Origin of the sequence: Streptomyces sp. NRRL S-378 (genome assembly GCF_000720645.1) — a bacterium.
GTDB lineage: Bacteria > Actinomycetota > Actinomycetes > Streptomycetales > Streptomycetaceae > Streptomyces.
Genome location: NZ_JOBX01000028.1, coordinates 94,261 through 109,351 on the forward strand (window position 1 = coordinate 94,261; position 15,091 = coordinate 109,351).

Genomic DNA, 15,091 nt, shown 5'->3' on the forward strand with positions numbered 1-15,091 from the left:
ACGGTCGTGTCCGCCACCGACCGAGGGAGCAGGTGTGAACAAGGGGTACGCCGCCTACTGCGACGCCGACCGCTGGTTCTACGACGCGCCGTACCGGCGGACCGGCGAGAGCTACCCGGCCGCCCTCGCCCCCGTCCCGCAGGGCTGGCGCTCGCACCGCAGCGGCGACTGGCTCGCCCTGCGCCCCGCGGGCGCCGAACTGCCCGCGCAGGGCTGGAAGATCCACGTCTCGGCCACGCTCGACAACGCCGAGTCCGTGCTCACCACGGTGTACGACTACTGCACCGAGCGGAGCATCGCCTTCAAGTTCATCCCGAGCCGCCACCTGCTCCACCTGCGCAACGCCAAGTACGCCGACCGCGCGGCGAGCGGCAAGTTCATCACCGTGTACCCCGCCGACGAGCGGCAGTGCCACCGCATCGCGCAGGACCTCGACACCGCGCTCGCCGGGGCGCCCGGCCCGTACATCCTCAGCGACCTCCGCTGGGGGGCCGGACCGGTCCACCTGCGCTACGGCAGCTTCACCCTGCGGCACTGCTACGACCGGAACGGCGAACTGGTCCCGGCCATCGAGACCCCCGACGGCCGGCTCGAACCGGACCGGCGCGGACCGGCGTTCCAGCCGCCCGAGTGGCTCGAACCGCCCGCCTTCCTGGGGCCCCACCTGCAGGCGCGCTCCGCCGTCACCCTGACCGGCATCCCCTTCACGGTGGAACGGGCCCTGCACTTCTCCAACGGTGGCGGCGTCTACCTCGGCGAGGACAGCCGCAGCGGCGAGCCCGTCGTCCTCAAGGAAGCCAGGCCCTACGCCGGCCTGGCCGCCGACGGAGCCGACGCCGTCACCCGGCTGCACCGCGAACGGGCCGCGCTGGAACGGCTGGCGGGACTGGACTGCGTACCAGCGGTCCGCGGCACCTTCACCGTCGGCGACCACCACTTCCTGGCGCTGCAGTACCTCGAGGGCAAACCGCTCAACACCTACTTCGCCCGCCGCCACCCGTTGATCGAGGCGGACCCCGCCCCGGCGGAGCTCGCCGCCTACACCGAGTGGGCGCTGAAGATCCACCAGCGGGTCACGGAAGCCGTCGACGCCGTCCACGCCCGCGGGGTCGTTTTCAACGACCTCCACCTCTTCAACATCATGGTCGCCGAGGACGACACCGGCGAACCCTCCGTCGCCCTGCTGGACTTCGAGGCCGCCGCGCACATCGACGAGGGGCTGCGGCAGACGGTGGCCAACCCGGCCTTCGTCGCCCCGGCCGAGCGGCGCGGCTTCGCCGTCGACCGCTACGCCCTCGCCTGCCTGCGGCTCGCCCTGTTCCTCCCGTTGACCAGCCTGCTGGTCATGGACCGCACCAAGGCCGCGCACCTGGCCGCCGTCGCCGCCGAGCAGTTCCCCGTACCGCGCCGGTTCCTCGACGAGGCCGTCGAGGAGATCCTGTCCGGCGTCCCGGAGGGCCGGCCGGGCCACCGCCTGCCCGCACCGGCCGGACCGTACCTGCCCGTCGAGCCCGGGGCATGGCCGGCCGCCCGTACGTCGATGGCCGCCGCGCTGCGGGCGAGCGCCACCCCGCACCGCGAGGACCGCTTCGTCCCCGGCGACATCGCCCAGTTCGCGACCGCCCACGGAGGCATCGGCTTCGGGCACGGGATCGCCGGGGTGCTCCACGCCCTCGCCGAAACCGGCGCCGGACCCTGGCCCGAGGCCGAGGAGTGGCTGCTCGACCGGGCCGCGGATCCGGCCTCCGGAACCCCGCTCGGCTTCTACGACGGCCTCGCCGGCACGGCCTGGACCCTGGACCGGCTCGGACACCGGGAGCGCGCCCTCGCCCTCACCGACCGGCTGCTCGACCAGCCCTGGCAGAGCGCGGGCCCCGACCTGTACGGCGGCCTCGCCGGCATCGGCCTCGCCCTCGACGCGCTCGGCACCGCCGGCGGCGGGAGCGAGCTGCACACCGCCGCCCTGCGCTGCGCCGAACTCCTCGCGCAACCGGACCGGCGGCCGACCCGCGCAGGACTGCTGTACGGGAACTCCGGGCCCGCCCTGCTCTTCGTACGCCTCTACGAGCGAACCGGGGACAAGGAGCTGCTGATCCAGGCCGCCCACGCCCTCCACCGCGACCTCGACCGCTGCACCACCAGCGCCTACGGCACCCTCCAGGTCAACGAGGGCTGGCGCACCATGCCGTACCTCGGCGAGGGGAGCGTCGGTATCGGCATGGTCCTCGACGACTGGCTGGAGCACGGCCCCGACGAGCGCTTCGAACGGGCCCGGCCGGAGATCGTACGGGCCGCGCAGGCCACCTTCTACGCCCAGCCCGGACTGATGCGCGGCGCCGCCGGGATGATCCTCCACCTGGCCCGGACCACCACGCCCGGACCCGGCACCGGGCCCGGCGCCATCGCCCGCCAGATCGACGCACTGGCGCGGCACGCCGTGCCGTATCAGGGGCACCTGGCCTTCCCCGGCGAGCAGATGATGCGGCTGTCCATGGACCTCACCACGGGCACGGCCGGCGCTCTCCTCGCCCTCGGCAGCGCCGCGCCCGGCGGGCGCGCCCACCTGCCGTTCCTCCCGCCGCTGCGCGACGCCGCCGCGGCCCACCAGCCGGTCCCACCCGGGACCGTGACCCACCGCACCATCCGAGAGAAGAGGATCCGACATGACGCTTCTTGACCTGCAGTCGATGGAGACCCCGAAGGAAGAGACCGCCGAGGTCGCGATGACGGGCGGCGGCAGCCGGGCCAGCCTGCTCCTCTGCGGGGACAGCAGTCTGAGCATCACGACCTGTAACTGACCAGGTCACCTCGGGCCCGGGCGGTTCACCGCCCGGGCCCGACCCACATCACTGGAGGCATCCGCCGATGAGCCCTCCCGACGCGCCCGCCGCCCCGGAGCAGGAGCCCGAGCACGGACAGGGGCCGGCTCCGGCGCGCGCCGCGGACCGGGCGCTCGTCGCAGCGGCCCGGCACAGTGGCGGGCGCACCGCAGCGGTCCTCGCCTGCACGGTGGCCGCCGCCGCGGCGGCGCTCGCCGAGCCGGCCGTCCTCGGCCACACCCTGGACCTGCTGCTGCGCCGGGACCCGTCCGGCCCCGCATGGACGGGGCTGTGCGCCGCGGTCATCGCGGCCGAGGTGGCTCTGGACGCCGCCGCCGTACGGCTGACCGGGGAGGTCGACGGCCGCTCCACCGCCCGGCTGCGCAGGCTCGGTCTGGCCCGGCTGCTCGGGACCGCCCCGCACCACGCGGCCCGCCACGCGCCCGGCGAGACCGCCGCCCGGCTGACCGCGCACGCCGCCGAGGCGGGGAAGGTCCCGGCGGCCCTCGCACACGCCGTCGCCGCACTGCTGCCGCCGCTCGGCGCGGTGGCCGCGCTCTTCCTCATCGACCTGTGGACGGCGCTCGCCTTCCTGCTGGGCGTGCCGTTGCTGCTGCTCCTGCTGCGGGCCTTCACCCGCGACACCCTCACCAGCGTGGCCCGCTACCAGCAGGTGCAGCTCGCGACCGCCGGACGTCTCGTCGAGGCGCTGGCCGGGGCGCGCACCATCGCCGCAGCCGGGACCGCCGACCGGGAACGCGCCCGGATCCTCGCACGGTTGCCCGAGCTCGGCGCCGAGGGCCGGCGCATGTGGCAGGTCTACGGCGGCACGACGGCCCGCTCCGCGGCCCTCATGCCGCTGCTCCTGTACGCGGTCCTGGCCGTCGGCGGCGTCCGCCTGGCGGCCGGGGCCATCGGCGTCGGTGAGCTCCTCGCCGTCCTGCGGTACGCGGGCCTCGCGGCCGGGGCCGGTGCCGTGACCGGGGCACTGGCGGTCGTGGTCCGCGGCCGGTCCGCGGCCCGGCGCACCGGCGCCCTCCTGGACCTGCCCCCGCTCGGCCACGGCCGGACCGAGCTGCCCGAAGGCGGCCCCGGCACCCTGGAGTTCCGCGACGTGACGGTCGTCCGGGACGGATCGGCCGTCCTGCGGGACGTCAGCCTGGTGGTCCCGGGAGGGAGCACGGTGGCGGTGGTGGGCCGGTCCGGCGCCGGCAAGACGCTGTTCGCCGCCGTGGCCGGGCGGCTCACCGACCCCGACGACGGGCAGGTGCTGCTGGACGGCGTACCGCTGCGGGAGCTGACCGCGGAGGCCCTGCGACGCGAGGTGGGTCATGCCTTCGACCGGCCCGTCCTGCTCGGCGACACGGTCGCCGACGCGATCGGCTTCGGCGCGGCCCCCGGTCCCGGGGCGCGGGAGGTCCGGGCCGCGGCCCGTGCCGCGGGCGCGGACCCGTTCGTGCGGCGCCTGCCCGACGGGTACGGAACGCGCGTCACCGAGGCGCCGCTGTCGGGTGGTGAGGTCCAACGCCTGGGACTGGCACGGGCGTTCTGCCGGGCGGGCCGGCTCCTCGTGCTCGACGACGCGACCTCCAGCCTCGACACCGTCACGGCCCGCGAGGTCGAGCGGGCGATCGCCCGGGAGGTCCGGCCCGGCACCCGGATCGTGGTCGCCCACCGCCTCTCGTCCGCCGTCCGCGCCGACCTCGTCGTATGGCTGGAGGGCGGGCGGATGCGGGCGGCCGGCACGCACGCCGAACTGTGGCGGCGCGAGCCCGACTACCGGGAGGTGTTCGCGGGCGGAGCCGTCGGGGCGACGGGGGCGGACGAACCCCGGGCGCCGGTGCGGAAGCAGGAGGCAGGACGATGACGGGCACCGGGACCGATGTGCGCACCGGGGGCGGGACCGAGGCGGAGGCCTGGCGCCGGGTGGCTCCCGAGGGCCGGCGGTTCCTGCGCGGCCACAGGAACGCGTCGGCGCGCCTGGCGGGATGGTCGCTCCTCGAGTCCGCGCACACCTTCCTCGGCGGCTACGGCGTGGCCCGCGCCCTCGACGACGGCTTCCTCGCCGGGAGTACCGGCACCGGCCTGGCCTGGCTGGCCGCCGCCGGGGCCGGAGCGCTCCTCGGCGGGTTCGCGCTGCGGGGCGTGTTCACCGGCCTCTCCGACCTCGTCGAGCCGCTGCGGGACGGCCTGGTCCGGCGGGCGGTGCGCCAGGCGCTGGACCGCGCGGTCAAGGACCCTGCGCGGGCTCCCGGCGCCGGTGCGGTGTCCCGCCTGACCCAGCAGACGGAGATGGCCCGGGACTCCTTCGCGGGAGTGGTCCTGACGGTGCGTTCGTTCGTCTTCACCGCCGTGGGTGCGTTCGCGGGCATGGCGGCCCTGGCCCCGGTCCTGCTGCTGTTCGTGCTGCCGCCCCTGCTGCTCGGCGTGGCGGCCTTCCTGGCCACCCTCCGCCCCATGGCGGCCGTGCAGCGCGGCTCCCTGGACACCGACGAGGCCCTCGCGGACCGCCTGGGCGAGCTGGGGGAGGGGCTGCGCGACGTCGTCGCCTGCGGCGGACAGGCGGCGGCGCGGGGCCGGGTCGAACCGCTGATCGCCGCACAGGAGACGTTCGCCCGCCGGCTCGCGCACTGGGCGGCGCTGCGGACCCTGGCGCTCGGTACGGCCGGCCGGCTGCCGGTGGTCGTGCTGCTCGCCGCGGCGCCCTGGCTGCTCGCACACGGCGTCACCGCCGGAACGCTGGCCGGCGGCCTCACGTACCTCGTGCAGGCCCTGCTGCCGGCCCTCGATTCACTGATGACCGCGCTCGGTTCGGCAGGAACCCGTCTGCTCGTGGTCCTGGAGCGGTTCTGCGACCGCGCGCCACCGGTCGCGGGCGACCCGGGGGCGAAGCCGTGGCCTGCCGGGCACCCCGTCCCGCCCGCCGGCGCGGCGGCGGAAATGCGGGGCGTCACCTTCGCCTACGGCCGCGGGGCGGCGCCCGTGCTCGACGCCCTCGACCTGGTCGTGAGGCCGGGGGAACACCTCGCCGTCGTCGGTCCGAGCGGCATCGGCAAGTCCACGCTCACCGCCCTCCTCGCCGGAATGCTCGTACCCGACGCCGGCACGGTGCTCGTCGCGGGCGCCCCCGCCCGGCGGGAACCGGACGCCGGAGGACCGGACCCGCGCCGGACCCTCCTGCCGCAGCAGGCCTACGTGTTCACCGGCACCGTGCGGGAGAACCTCACCCACCTCTCCCCGGACCCGGGCGACCCCCGGCACGGAGACGCCCGGGTCCGGCGCGCCGTCACCGCCCTGGGACTGGACGACCTCGTGGAGCGGCTGGGCGGCCTGGACGGCGAGGTGCGGCCCCGGCTGCTGTCCCGCGGTGAGTGCCAGCACCTCGCCCTGGCCGCCGCCTACCTCTCCCCGGCCCCGCTCCTGCTCCTCGACGAAGCCACCTGCCACATGGACCCCCGTACCGAGGAGCGTGCCGAGCGGGCCCTCGCGGCCCGGCCCGGCACCCTCGTCGTCGTGGCCCACCGCGTCACGTCCGCGGCCCGCGCCGACCGGGTCCTCGTGCTGGACGGGACCCGCGCCGTCTGCGGCGCCCATGCGGAACTCCCCACCAGGTCGCCGCTGTACCGCGACCTGGTGGGGAGGTGGGACGGGACCGCGGACGGATGACCGGACGTTCGCGGCCCCGTCCCCCCGCCCGCGGGAGGCGTCGGGGATCAGACCCAGCCCTCCCGCCGGGATATCCGGATGGCGTCGATGAGGTTGCGCGCGCCCGTCTTGCGGGTCGCCGCGGCCATGTAGTTGCGCACCGTCCCGCTGGCCAGGTGCAGGGTCCGGGCGATCTCGGCGATGGAATCGCCCTCCGCGGCCCGGGCCAGCACGCTGAGCTCCCGCGGGCTCAGCGGTACCGGGTCCGCCTCCATGAAGGCGGAAGCCAGCGAGGCGTCGATGAAACGTTCCCCCGCGGCCACCCGCCGCACCGCCCGTACGAGACGCCCGGGCGAGCCGTCCTTGTCGACGTAGCCGCGGGCCTCCGCGCGGAACGCCCGGTGCAGCGAACCGGGTGCGCCGGTCGACGCGAGCACCAGCACGGGGGAGGGGGACGCCAGCACCTGCCGGTCGGCGGCGTGACCGGCGTCGGCCAGCACGGCCGTCGTCCCCGGACAGTCCAGGTCGACGACCGTCACGTCCGGGCGTAAGGACTCCGCCCGGCGTGCCGCGCACCGCCAGCCCGCGGACGTGACCTCGAACGGCCCTTCCGATCTCAGCAGGGCGGCCAGTGCGGACCGGACCAGGCTGACGTTGTGCAGGACCAGGACCTTCGTCATCGTGAGCTCTCCTCGGAGTACGAACCGACAGCACCAGGCGGCTGCCCCCGTACGGGGGAGATGGAACGTCACTGCGGGGGGCGTGCAGGGGCGTGCGCACAACTTGGCCGAGATGCCCGGGGAGCCGGCTCCGCTTCGGCGGGTAACCCCCTTGAAGAGCGGACGACTCACACCTCGCGCCACCGGGCCATCGCCCAGGAGAACGCCCCGAAGAGCACCAGTCCGAAGGCCACCGCCAGCAGCAGCCACGGTCCTGCCGGAGTGAGGGCGAACGACCTCAAGGTGTCGTCGAGCCCCTTGGCCTGCCCCGGGTCGTAGCGCAGCGCCGCGTACACGACGAAGCCGCCGACCGCCGCGAACACCGCCCCGCGGGCCAGTCCGCCGCTCACCCCGAGGAAATCGACCGCCTTGCGGGTCCCCCGGGAGGCCCCGCCCATGGCGAGGTGCTCACGGAAGCGGCACCGCGCCGCCTGCACCGCGATGACCACGCCGGCGATGGCGACCCCGAGCCCGACGGCCCCCACCAGCCACTGGCCGGCGGGAAGATCCATGGCCTTCGCCGTCATGTCGCGGGACTGCTCGTCCCCGGAACGGCCGCCGCCGCCCGAGGCGAACACGAGGACGGAGAAGGCCGCCACCGCGTAGAACACGCAGCGGCCCGCGGAGGCCAGCCGCTTGGTGGGCTTGTCGCCGTCCGGTCCGGCCGCGCCGAACACGGCCTCCGACAGCCGCCACAGCACCAGGCACACGAAGCCGATGCCGACGGCCCAGATGAGGACGGAGCCGAAGGGCTTGTCCGCGAGCTCCTGGAGGGCACCCTGCCGGTCGGCCTCCCGGCCGCCGTCGCCACCGAAGGCGACGCGTACGGCCAGCACGCCGATCAGTCCGTACAGCACCCCGCGCGCCACCAGCCCGCTGCGCGCCGTGACCTCCCGGAGGGTGCCGCCGCGCGACGCGGCCCGGGTGCCTCTGCTCACCGCCTCGCTGCCGCTCATCGTGATCAGACCTCGCCGCGCCAGGCGCCCGTCTCGACCCCGCGCGATTCGATGAACAGCTTGAACCGCTTGAGATCACCCGTGACCTGCCGTTTGACGAAGCCGAGCTTGTCGGCCGCGGCCTCGGCCAGGCCGTCGGGCACCCAGTTCATGTGCAGGACCACCTTGGTGGTGGTCGCGTCGATGGGCTGGAAGGTCACGATCCCGGCCTGACGGGCCTCGCCGTCGACCGTCATCCACGCGACGCGCCGGTCCGGGAGCTGCTCGGTGATCTGCGCGTCGAACTCGCGCCGTACCCCGTTCACGTTCGTCACCCAGTGCGTGAGCGTGTCGCTGCGCTGGTCGATGCGCTCCACCCCCTCCATGAAGGCAGGGAACTCCTCGAACTGCGTCCACTGGTTGTAGGCCGTCCGTACCGGAACGTTGACCTCGACGTACTCCTCGACGTGCGACATGCGCACCCCTTCCGTGTCGCTGCGGGCGGCGACGTCCGGCCGGACGTCCCCAAGGCGCGGCTACCCGGCCCCGGGGGCGCCATGCGCTACCCGCACGGCGCGTGTACGGCCGACGACGCAGGGCACACGCGGGTGCATGACCGTACTCAAGACGAGCGTGATCGTCCTGGACTGCGCCGACCCCGAGCCCCTGGCCCGCTTCTACGCGGACCTGCTCGGCGCGACGGCGGGCCCGGCCGCCGACGACGGCGACCTGTTCCTCGTCACCGGCAGCGCGGGCGCGCTGCTCGGCGTCCGCCGCGATCCGCTGCACACACCGCCGAGCTGGCCGCTGCCGGAGGGCTCCCAGCAGGTCCACCTGCGGATCCTGGTGGCGGAGGACGCCCTCGACGAGGCCGAACGCGAGGCCGTCGCCCTCGGGGCGCGCCCGGTGGCCGCAGAAGAGGACGGCACCCGCCCGGACAACCGCACGACCCTGCGCCGCTACGCGGACCCGGCGGGCCACGCGTTCGTCCTCGCGGCGGCCCGAGCGTCCGACGGCTGACGCCGACGGCTGACGCCGACGGCTGACGCCGACGGCTGACGCCGACGGCTGACGCCGACGGCTGACGCCGACGGCTGACGCCCGAGGTGCTCCAGGGACGGACCGTCCCGAGACCGAAGCGGACCGGTCCGGACCCCAGCCCGCGGCGGTGGCGGACCTGGGCGCCGCGCGGCCGCTCAGCCGTAGGTGATCGTCACCTTGCGGAAACCCAGGGAGCGCAGCAGGCCCTCCAGCATCGACGTGGTGTTCTTCTCGGCGCGGTCGGCGAGGCCGCTGGTGCGGGCCGCCTCGTCGATGTGCTGCGCGGCGAGCTTCTGCACGGCCTGCTCGCCGGCCGGGTTGTCGGAGAAGAGATCGCCGATCCGGTCCAGGAGACCCCGCTGCTTCGACACGGCGTACGAGCGGTTCGGGTCGAGGGCCGCCTGGCCGAGCACCGCGTGCGGCAGCCGGAGCGAGGCCTCCGTACGGTCCTCGTTCACGGTGACGCTGCGTTCGTCCAGCCCGCCCAGGTCGACGTAGCCGCCGACCGTCCCGGCGCCCACGTACAGGGTGCGGGTTCCGCGGATCGCGTCCGGCAGGAAGGCCGCGTCCTTCTCAAGGTCCACGACGACCTGGAAGTTGCCGACGGCGGCCTCGTAACGGTCCATGTCCTGGACCGACTTGAGCAGCGCGGGACCCGAACGGTCACGGGTGTCCTCGCCGAAGAGCCCACCGAACCCCGGACCCAGGCTGAAGCGCTCCACGAGCACGATCAGCACCACGACCACCACCAGCCCGGCGGCGATCCGTCCCCACATCGGGCGCGGCGAGCGCCCTGGCCGTTCCGAAGAGGAATCCATGTACCGCGGATACCCCGTGGACGCGGCTCCACTACGGGCGGCGACGGGGCCGGAGCCGGCTACCGTCCCGTGGGGCGGCCGGACACCAGACGGGCGACCTCGATCTCGGCCCAGACGGCCTTCCCGTCCTCATGGACGTCCGTGCCCCAGCGGTCGGAGAGGCGCTCCACTATGTGGAGGCCGTGGCCGCCCGGGACGCCGCGCCGCGGGGCGGGATCGCGGCGGGGGAGCGTCGTCGTGCCGTCGCACACCTCGATGCGCAGTACCTTCCCGGCCGTGAGCACGAGCTCGTGACAGCCGTCCGCGTGCAGTGACGCGTTGGTCAGCAGCTCGGACACGAGGAGCAGGGTGTCCTCGGCGGTCTCGGTGCCGTCCCAGCCCCAGTCCCGCAGGGCCTGGCGCGTGAAGTCGCGGCCTTTGGCCACGGCGCCGCGGACGCCCGCCAGGGCGAGCCGGCGGCGCTGCCCCGCGGCGGGAAGGCCGACACTCACAGGATCACCCGTTTCCGTTCCGACGGTCTCCACTGAGCTCTCTCACCCCCGCGTTGACACTGGTCTCTGTCACAGGCGTATGCCCGGCGCGGGCACGATCGATGTACGGGACCGCCCACGCACCGCCGACGACTCGTGGCCGCCCTGGCAAGCGCGTGACATTGTAGGCGACGGCCGCTCTCAGCGCGTGGCCACGTGCAGCCGCAGCGTGAAGCCGCTCTCCGTGGCGCGGACCTCCACCAGGTCGCAGAGCTGGTGGATCATCCACAGCCCGCGGCCGCCGTCGGCCGACGTGAGGGAGGGGCGGCGCCGCCCCGCCAGCGGGTCGGCGAGGAGTCCGCCGTCGTGGATCTCGGCGACGACTCCCGCGACGGCCCCCGCAGCGCATCCCGCGGCGCCCCCTGCGGGGCCTCCCGCGGCGTCCCCCGGGTCCTCCGCCGCAGGCCCGCCGACGGTCCACAGGCGCAGCGCGCCCTTCCCGTCGCCGTGGGCGAGGGAATTCGCCGCGGCCTCGCTGATCGCCATGATCAGGTCGCCCCGCCGGGCCGGGGACAGGGCGGTGCCGCGGGCCCACTCCTCGGCATACGCGCGCACCTCCGCCAGCCCTCCGTGGGAGTAGGCGAGGCGGGCCACCGGGCCGACGGGCTCGGGCAGGGGGCGGTCCAGGTCCGCCGCGAGCGCCGAGGCGTCGGCGTAGGCCGGGCTCGGCCGGTCCTGACCCCGCTCGATGGAAGTGGGGTGGGTGCGCCGGGCGTCGCTCACCACGTCGGCCGCCAGACCGACCACGTCGTACGGGCACAGGACCGTGGCGGACCGGCCGGCGAAGGCGGTATTGACGAGGGCCTCGTGGCGGGTGGCCTCGAGCACCTCGGCGGGGGAGCGGCCCGGCCAGATCGATTCGCCGACGATCCGGGCCGCCCGACCGGCGTGCCGGTCGGCGAACTCCTGGAGGGCGGCCAGGACCCGGCCGGGATTGCGGCCCAGCTCCGTCATGTCCGTCCAGGTGATCCCGGTTCCACCGCCCGTACCGAGGCTCTCGCGCAGGGCCTCCAGGCGAGTTCCCGGCACGGCGACGAGCACCGGCTCGTCCGCCGCGACGGCGCCGCGCACGAAGTCGCCCACCCCCGACAGGTACTCGGCGAGGTCCCGGTAGAAGAGGGCAGGGTGGACGAAGGCCCGCGGCCCGGTGGGCGCAGGAACAGTGATCATGCTGCGACCTCCAGCGCGGCGCACTCGTCCGGGAACATCTCCACTACCTTCCGGAGCGAGTATGGCGCGTCATGGAGCAGCAGGCGCCGCCCCTGCCCGCCGAGGTCCGCCGACGCCTGCACGAGGGCGGCGACCGCGGTCGGGTCGAGGAAGACGACGGCGGACAGATCGAGGTGCACCACGGGGCCGGGGATTCCGGCCACGACGCCGAGGGCGGCGGACAGGGCCTGCCGGGTGTCGAGGTCGCAGCTGCCGCTCAGGCACGCACCGGGGCGGCCTGGCAGCGGCAGGGCGGTCAGCGGCGCCGGCGCGCCCGTACTCGGCGTCATGGTGTGCTGCCTACACCGTCAGCATGCCGGTGCGCAGCCGTGCGAGGGTCCGGGACAGCAGGCGGGACACCTGCATCTGGGAGATGCCCAGCTCGGCGCCGATCTCGGCCTGCGTCCGGTCCTCCCCGAAGCGCATCTGGAGGATGCGCCGGTCGCGTTCGTCGAGCTGCTCCAGCAGGGGAGCGAGGGTGTGGAAGTCCTCGAAGAGTTCCATGGCGGGGTCCACGTCGCCCAGGCGTTCCGCCAGCGGCCGGGACGTCCGGTTCGAGGTGGACGGCGCATCGTCCTCGGCGCTCGCCGCGTCAAGGGAGCCGCTCGTGTAGCCGTTCGCGGCCACCAGCCCGTCGATGACCTCGTCCTCGGACAGTTCCAGGTGCCGGGCGACCTCCTTGACCGTCGGCGCCCGGCCCAGGACGTCGGTCAGCGCCTCCTGGGCCTTGGCGAGTTCCGTACGGAGCTCCTGCAGCCGGCGCGGTACGTGCACGGCCCAGGTGGTGTCACGGAAGTACCGCTTGATCTCGCCGATGATGTACGGCAGGGCGAGCGTGGAGAACTCGACCTCGCGGTCGAGGTCGTAGCGGTCGATCGCCTTGATGAGGCCGATGGTCCCCACCTGGATGATGTCGTCCATGTCGAGGCCGCCGCCGAGCGCGCGGGCCCGGAACCGCCGTGCGGCGAACTGCACGAGGGAGAGGTTCATCTCGATCAGGGTGTTGCGCGTGTACTGGTACTCGCGCGTGCCCTCCTCCAGAGCCTGCAGCCGCCGGAAGAAGTGCCGCGACAACTCCCGCGCGTCGCCGGGCGCCATTTCACGGGCGTTCTCCACCCGTGAAAGGTCCTCGTCCCTCGCCGGTACTCCCGGGTCCTCCCGGTCACGGACCGGGACGTGCGCGTCGGTGGTACGAACGGGGCCTACAACGGTGGCCGAGCGAGACATGGTTGGCCGCTCCCTCCCGATTGACTGCGGCTGCCGACGCGCTCATGCCCCGACTTTCCGTTTCCACACACCCGAATACGAATCCATTTTTTCCGCAGCTCGCTCCGCGGCCCGTTCCACGGCTCGTTCCGCGTGGCGCCCAGGGGGCGGCCGCTGGGGGTGCCCGCCCGACCCGGAGGCGCAGTACCACCGCGGTGAGCAGGCATACTCCCTTGACGAGGACGAACAGACGGCGATCCGTGGAGGCGGACATGGGCGGATTCGGAGACGCGTACCAGCCGGGTGTGGTGGGGGAGGGCTACCCGGCGGGCGACGGCTGGGTGGTGGCGGCTTACGGGGAGTTGGACCAGGACACGCTGGACCCGCTGGAGGCGGCTCTCACCGCGGCCGCCGGCCGGTACGCGCTGGTGGTCCTGGACGCCGGCTCCATCACCTTCGGGGACTCCTCGTTCCTGAACCTGCTGCTGCGGCTGCACCACCTCACCGGGCTGCGCATCGCCGCCCCGGGCGAGCAACTGCGCCGGCTCTTCGCCGTGACGGGCGCCGATACCGTCCTCTCCCTGCACGCGAGCGTCGCGGACGCCCTCGCGGCGTGATCCGGGGTCCGAGGAGGGCGTGCCTGCGCCGGCGAACGGCTCAGCCGGTGCACGGGCCGGCCTCGGGCGGGTCGGCCTGGTGCGGTTCCGCCCTGTGCGGGTCCGGGCCGCCGGCGGGCCGGAAGCAGGCGGTGATCGCCTTGCCGCCGTGGCACGCGTGGACGTCCAGGGAGTCGGCCAGCGCGGTGACGATGCCCAGCCCGCGGCCGGAGGTCGCGGTCGCGTCGCCCTCGGGGGTCCGGGCGCGGGGGAGCCGCGGATCGGCGTCGGCGACGCTGACGTGGAGGCAGCGGCCGTCCCAGGTCAGCACCAGGTGCGCGGTGCCCGCGGCGTGCAGGTGGGCGTTGGTGACCAGTTCGGAGACGCAGAGCAGCACGGAGTGCACGGTGTCGGCCGCCGAGGCGTTCCACGGCAGGGTCGCCAGGTGCCCCGACGTCCACTTCCGCGCGGCCCGGACGCCGTCCGAGATCGGGAACGAACGGGCCCAGCCCACTGCCTTGACCGCCAATGTCCTCACCCCTTTTCCGTGTTTGTGCCGTCCTCTGTCGGTTCGTCTACCCGGAGTGGGCGCCGGCATCCGAGGAGTTCCGAAGCACCGCGCGGGGAACGTGAGTTCGGGCCGGACGCCGCCGGGCTTCCGGGCAGGTCCCGTTCCCCGGATTCCGGAGGCGCCGCGTCCCGGAGTGATCGACCGTGCTTCATCGCACCTCCGGCGGCGTTAGCCTTCACCGGACCGGTGCCGTGGCAGGGACGGATCCCGGCGGTGCCGGGCACTCCGGCATGCCCGGTTCCAGGGCGCCTGTCCTGTCCGCGTGTCGGCGCGGTTGGTATCGAGAGTGAGGGTGACGGATGGCCGAGCGGGTGGGCGTGGATCCACTGGGCGGCGTACCGGCGTTGCCGGGTGACGGCGGGATCGGTGAATCGGAGCTGCGCCAGTTGCTGGCCGGGCTGACCGCAGTCCGGGACGGGGACTTCCGTACGCGGCTGCCCGACGGGGCGGACGGGCTGCTCGGGGAGATCGCCACCGTCTTCAACGGGATGGTCAACCAGCTGTCGCTGTTCACCTCCGAGGTGACGCGCGTCGCCCGCGAGGTCGGCACCGAGGGGACCCTGGGCGGTCAGGCCGACGTGCCGGGGGTCGGGGGCGCCTGGTTGGACCTCACGGATTCGGTCAATTTCATGGCCGGAAACCTCACCGCGCAGGTACGCTCCATCGCCCAGGTCGCGACGGCCGTGGCCAAGGGCGATCTCTCGCAGAAGATCACCGTCACCGCCCGCGGCGAGATCCTGGAGCTGAAGGAGACCATCAACACGATGGTCGACCAGCTCTCGGGGTTCGCCGGTGAGGTCACCCGGGTGGCCCGCGAGGTCGGTACCGAGGGCCGGCTCGGCGGGCAGGCGGACGTCAAGGGCGTCTCCGGTACCTGGAAGGACCTGACGGAATCGGTCAACGTCATGGCCGACAACCTGACCGCGCAGGTGCGTTCGATCGCCGAGGTCACCACGGCCGTGGCCCAGGGCGACCTGACGCAGAAGATCCGGGTGGACGCCC

At 74.4% G+C, this 15,091-nt stretch carries 16 protein-coding genes; 7 read left to right on the top strand and 9 right to left on the bottom strand.

Translation table 11 applies throughout. The features are described from left to right. The first annotated feature begins 34 nt into the window (after positions 1-34). The 4 genes from lanKC (at position 35) to IH80_RS0120710 (ending at position 6,485) form a co-directional block, all read left to right on the top strand. Positions 35-2,677, top strand: coding sequence for a class III lanthionine synthetase LanKC (gene lanKC, locus IH80_RS0120695; RefSeq protein WP_051809622.1), 2,643 nt, complete (start codon positions 35-37; stop codon positions 2,675-2,677). Beyond that, positions 2,664-2,798, top strand: a complete 135-nt coding sequence (locus IH80_RS0120700; RefSeq protein ID WP_030962357.1) for a SapB/AmfS family lanthipeptide — start codon at positions 2,664-2,666, stop codon at positions 2,796-2,798. Before lanKC ends, IH80_RS0120700 begins: the two co-directional genes overlap by 14 nt. Before the next feature lie 67 nt (positions 2,799-2,865). Continuing rightward, positions 2,866-4,686 carry an ABC transporter ATP-binding protein gene (locus tag IH80_RS0120705; RefSeq protein ID WP_037880585.1) on the top strand — a complete coding sequence of 607 codons (1,821 nt, stop codon included), beginning with the start codon at positions 2,866-2,868 and terminating at the stop codon, positions 4,684-4,686. Continuing rightward, positions 4,683-6,485, top strand: a complete 1,803-nt coding sequence (locus IH80_RS0120710) for an ATP-binding cassette domain-containing protein (RefSeq protein ID WP_078906652.1) — start codon at positions 4,683-4,685, stop codon at positions 6,483-6,485. The genes IH80_RS0120705 and IH80_RS0120710 overlap by 4 nt, the downstream gene beginning before the upstream one ends. A gap of 47 nt (positions 6,486-6,532) precedes the next feature. Here the strand turns inward: IH80_RS0120710 and IH80_RS0120715 are convergent, their stop codons facing one another. The 3 genes from IH80_RS0120715 to IH80_RS0120725 form a co-directional block, all read right to left on the bottom strand. Further along, the gene (locus tag IH80_RS0120715) at positions 6,533-7,144 is read right to left on the bottom strand and encodes a LuxR C-terminal-related transcriptional regulator (protein WP_030962360.1); all 612 of its coding nucleotides are present in this window, start codon (positions 7,142-7,144) and stop codon (positions 6,533-6,535) included. Between the two features lie 167 nt (positions 7,145-7,311). Further along, positions 7,312-8,139, bottom strand: a complete 828-nt coding sequence (locus tag IH80_RS0120720; protein ID WP_030962361.1) for a DUF1206 domain-containing protein — start codon at positions 8,137-8,139, stop codon at positions 7,312-7,314. Between the two features lie 5 nt (positions 8,140-8,144). Beyond that, positions 8,145-8,594 carry an SRPBCC family protein gene (locus IH80_RS0120725; protein ID WP_030962363.1) on the bottom strand — a complete coding sequence of 150 codons (450 nt, stop codon included), beginning with the start codon at positions 8,592-8,594 and terminating at the stop codon, positions 8,145-8,147. Between the two features lie 136 nt (positions 8,595-8,730). On the opposite strand from IH80_RS0120725, the gene IH80_RS0120730 reads away from it, so the two are divergent. Next, positions 8,731-9,138, top strand: a complete 408-nt coding sequence (locus tag IH80_RS0120730) for a VOC family protein (RefSeq protein WP_030962365.1) — start codon at positions 8,731-8,733, stop codon at positions 9,136-9,138. A gap of 176 nt (positions 9,139-9,314) precedes the next feature. Here the strand turns inward: IH80_RS0120730 and IH80_RS0120735 are convergent, their stop codons facing one another. From IH80_RS0120735 to IH80_RS0120755, 5 genes are all read right to left on the bottom strand, one after another. Then, a complete protein-coding gene (locus tag IH80_RS0120735; protein ID WP_030962366.1) occupies positions 9,315-9,977 on the bottom strand; it encodes a DUF4230 domain-containing protein in 663 nt (220 codons plus the stop codon). Between the two features lie 59 nt (positions 9,978-10,036). Further along, complete coding sequence (locus tag IH80_RS0120740; RefSeq protein ID WP_030962367.1) at positions 10,037-10,468, bottom strand: ATP-binding protein; 432 nt, start codon at positions 10,466-10,468, stop codon at positions 10,037-10,039. A 180-nt stretch (positions 10,469-10,648) separates the two neighbouring features. Further along, positions 10,649-11,677: a sensor histidine kinase gene (locus IH80_RS0120745; RefSeq protein WP_037880587.1), complete on the bottom strand. Its 1,029-nt coding sequence runs from the start codon at positions 11,675-11,677 to the stop codon at positions 10,649-10,651. After that, entirely contained in the window at positions 11,674-12,006 is a 333-nt protein-coding gene (locus tag IH80_RS0120750) for an STAS domain-containing protein (protein WP_051809623.1), read from the bottom strand. Before IH80_RS0120750 ends, IH80_RS0120745 begins: the two co-directional genes overlap by 4 nt. 10 nt (positions 12,007-12,016) lie before the next feature. Further along, positions 12,017-12,943 (bottom strand): SigB/SigF/SigG family RNA polymerase sigma factor, encoded by a 927-nt coding sequence (locus tag IH80_RS0120755; RefSeq protein ID WP_030962372.1) that lies wholly within the window; start codon positions 12,941-12,943, stop codon positions 12,017-12,019. 251 nt (positions 12,944-13,194) lie between these two features. Here IH80_RS0120755 and IH80_RS0120760 point away from each other — a divergent pair, with 251 nt between their 5' ends. Further along, positions 13,195-13,539, top strand: a complete 345-nt coding sequence (locus IH80_RS0120760) for an STAS domain-containing protein (RefSeq protein ID WP_030962373.1) — start codon at positions 13,195-13,197, stop codon at positions 13,537-13,539. 40 nt (positions 13,540-13,579) lie between these two features. Here IH80_RS0120760 and IH80_RS0120765 read toward each other — a convergent pair whose 3' ends face one another. Further along, positions 13,580-14,047 carry an ATP-binding protein gene (locus IH80_RS0120765; protein ID WP_051809625.1) on the bottom strand — a complete coding sequence of 156 codons (468 nt, stop codon included), beginning with the start codon at positions 14,045-14,047 and terminating at the stop codon, positions 13,580-13,582. A 341-nt stretch (positions 14,048-14,388) separates the two neighbouring features. Here IH80_RS0120765 and IH80_RS0120770 point away from each other — a divergent pair. Next, the coding region (locus IH80_RS0120770; RefSeq protein ID WP_030962376.1) for a HAMP domain-containing protein at positions 14,389-15,091 on the top strand (703 nt) is incomplete at its 3' end.

Coding starts and splice junctions, on each gene's coding strand:
- IH80_RS0120705 (WP_037880585.1), top strand. CDS start 2,866: ATGAGCCCTCCCGACGCGCCCGCCGCCCCGGAGCAGGAGCCCGAGCAC.
- IH80_RS0120750 (WP_051809623.1), bottom strand. CDS start 12,006: ATGACGCCGAGTACGGGCGCGCCGGCGCCGCTGACCGCCCTGCCGCTG.
- IH80_RS0120735 (WP_030962366.1), bottom strand. CDS start 9,977: ATGGATTCCTCTTCGGAACGGCCAGGGCGCTCGCCGCGCCCGATGTGG.
- IH80_RS0120760 (WP_030962373.1), top strand. CDS start 13,195: ATGGGCGGATTCGGAGACGCGTACCAGCCGGGTGTGGTGGGGGAGGGC.
- IH80_RS0120745 (WP_037880587.1), bottom strand. CDS start 11,677: ATGATCACTGTTCCTGCGCCCACCGGGCCGCGGGCCTTCGTCCACCCT.
- IH80_RS0120725 (WP_030962363.1), bottom strand. CDS start 8,594: ATGTCGCACGTCGAGGAGTACGTCGAGGTCAACGTTCCGGTACGGACG.
- IH80_RS0120720 (WP_030962361.1), bottom strand. CDS start 8,139: ATGAGCGGCAGCGAGGCGGTGAGCAGAGGCACCCGGGCCGCGTCGCGC.
- IH80_RS0120710 (WP_078906652.1), top strand. CDS start 4,683: ATGACGGGCACCGGGACCGATGTGCGCACCGGGGGCGGGACCGAGGCG.
- IH80_RS0120755 (WP_030962372.1), bottom strand. CDS start 12,943: ATGTCTCGCTCGGCCACCGTTGTAGGCCCCGTTCGTACCACCGACGCG.
- IH80_RS0120700 (WP_030962357.1), top strand. CDS start 2,664: ATGACGCTTCTTGACCTGCAGTCGATGGAGACCCCGAAGGAAGAGACC.
- IH80_RS0120715 (WP_030962360.1), bottom strand. CDS start 7,144: ATGACGAAGGTCCTGGTCCTGCACAACGTCAGCCTGGTCCGGTCCGCA.
- IH80_RS0120730 (WP_030962365.1), top strand. CDS start 8,731: ATGACCGTACTCAAGACGAGCGTGATCGTCCTGGACTGCGCCGACCCC.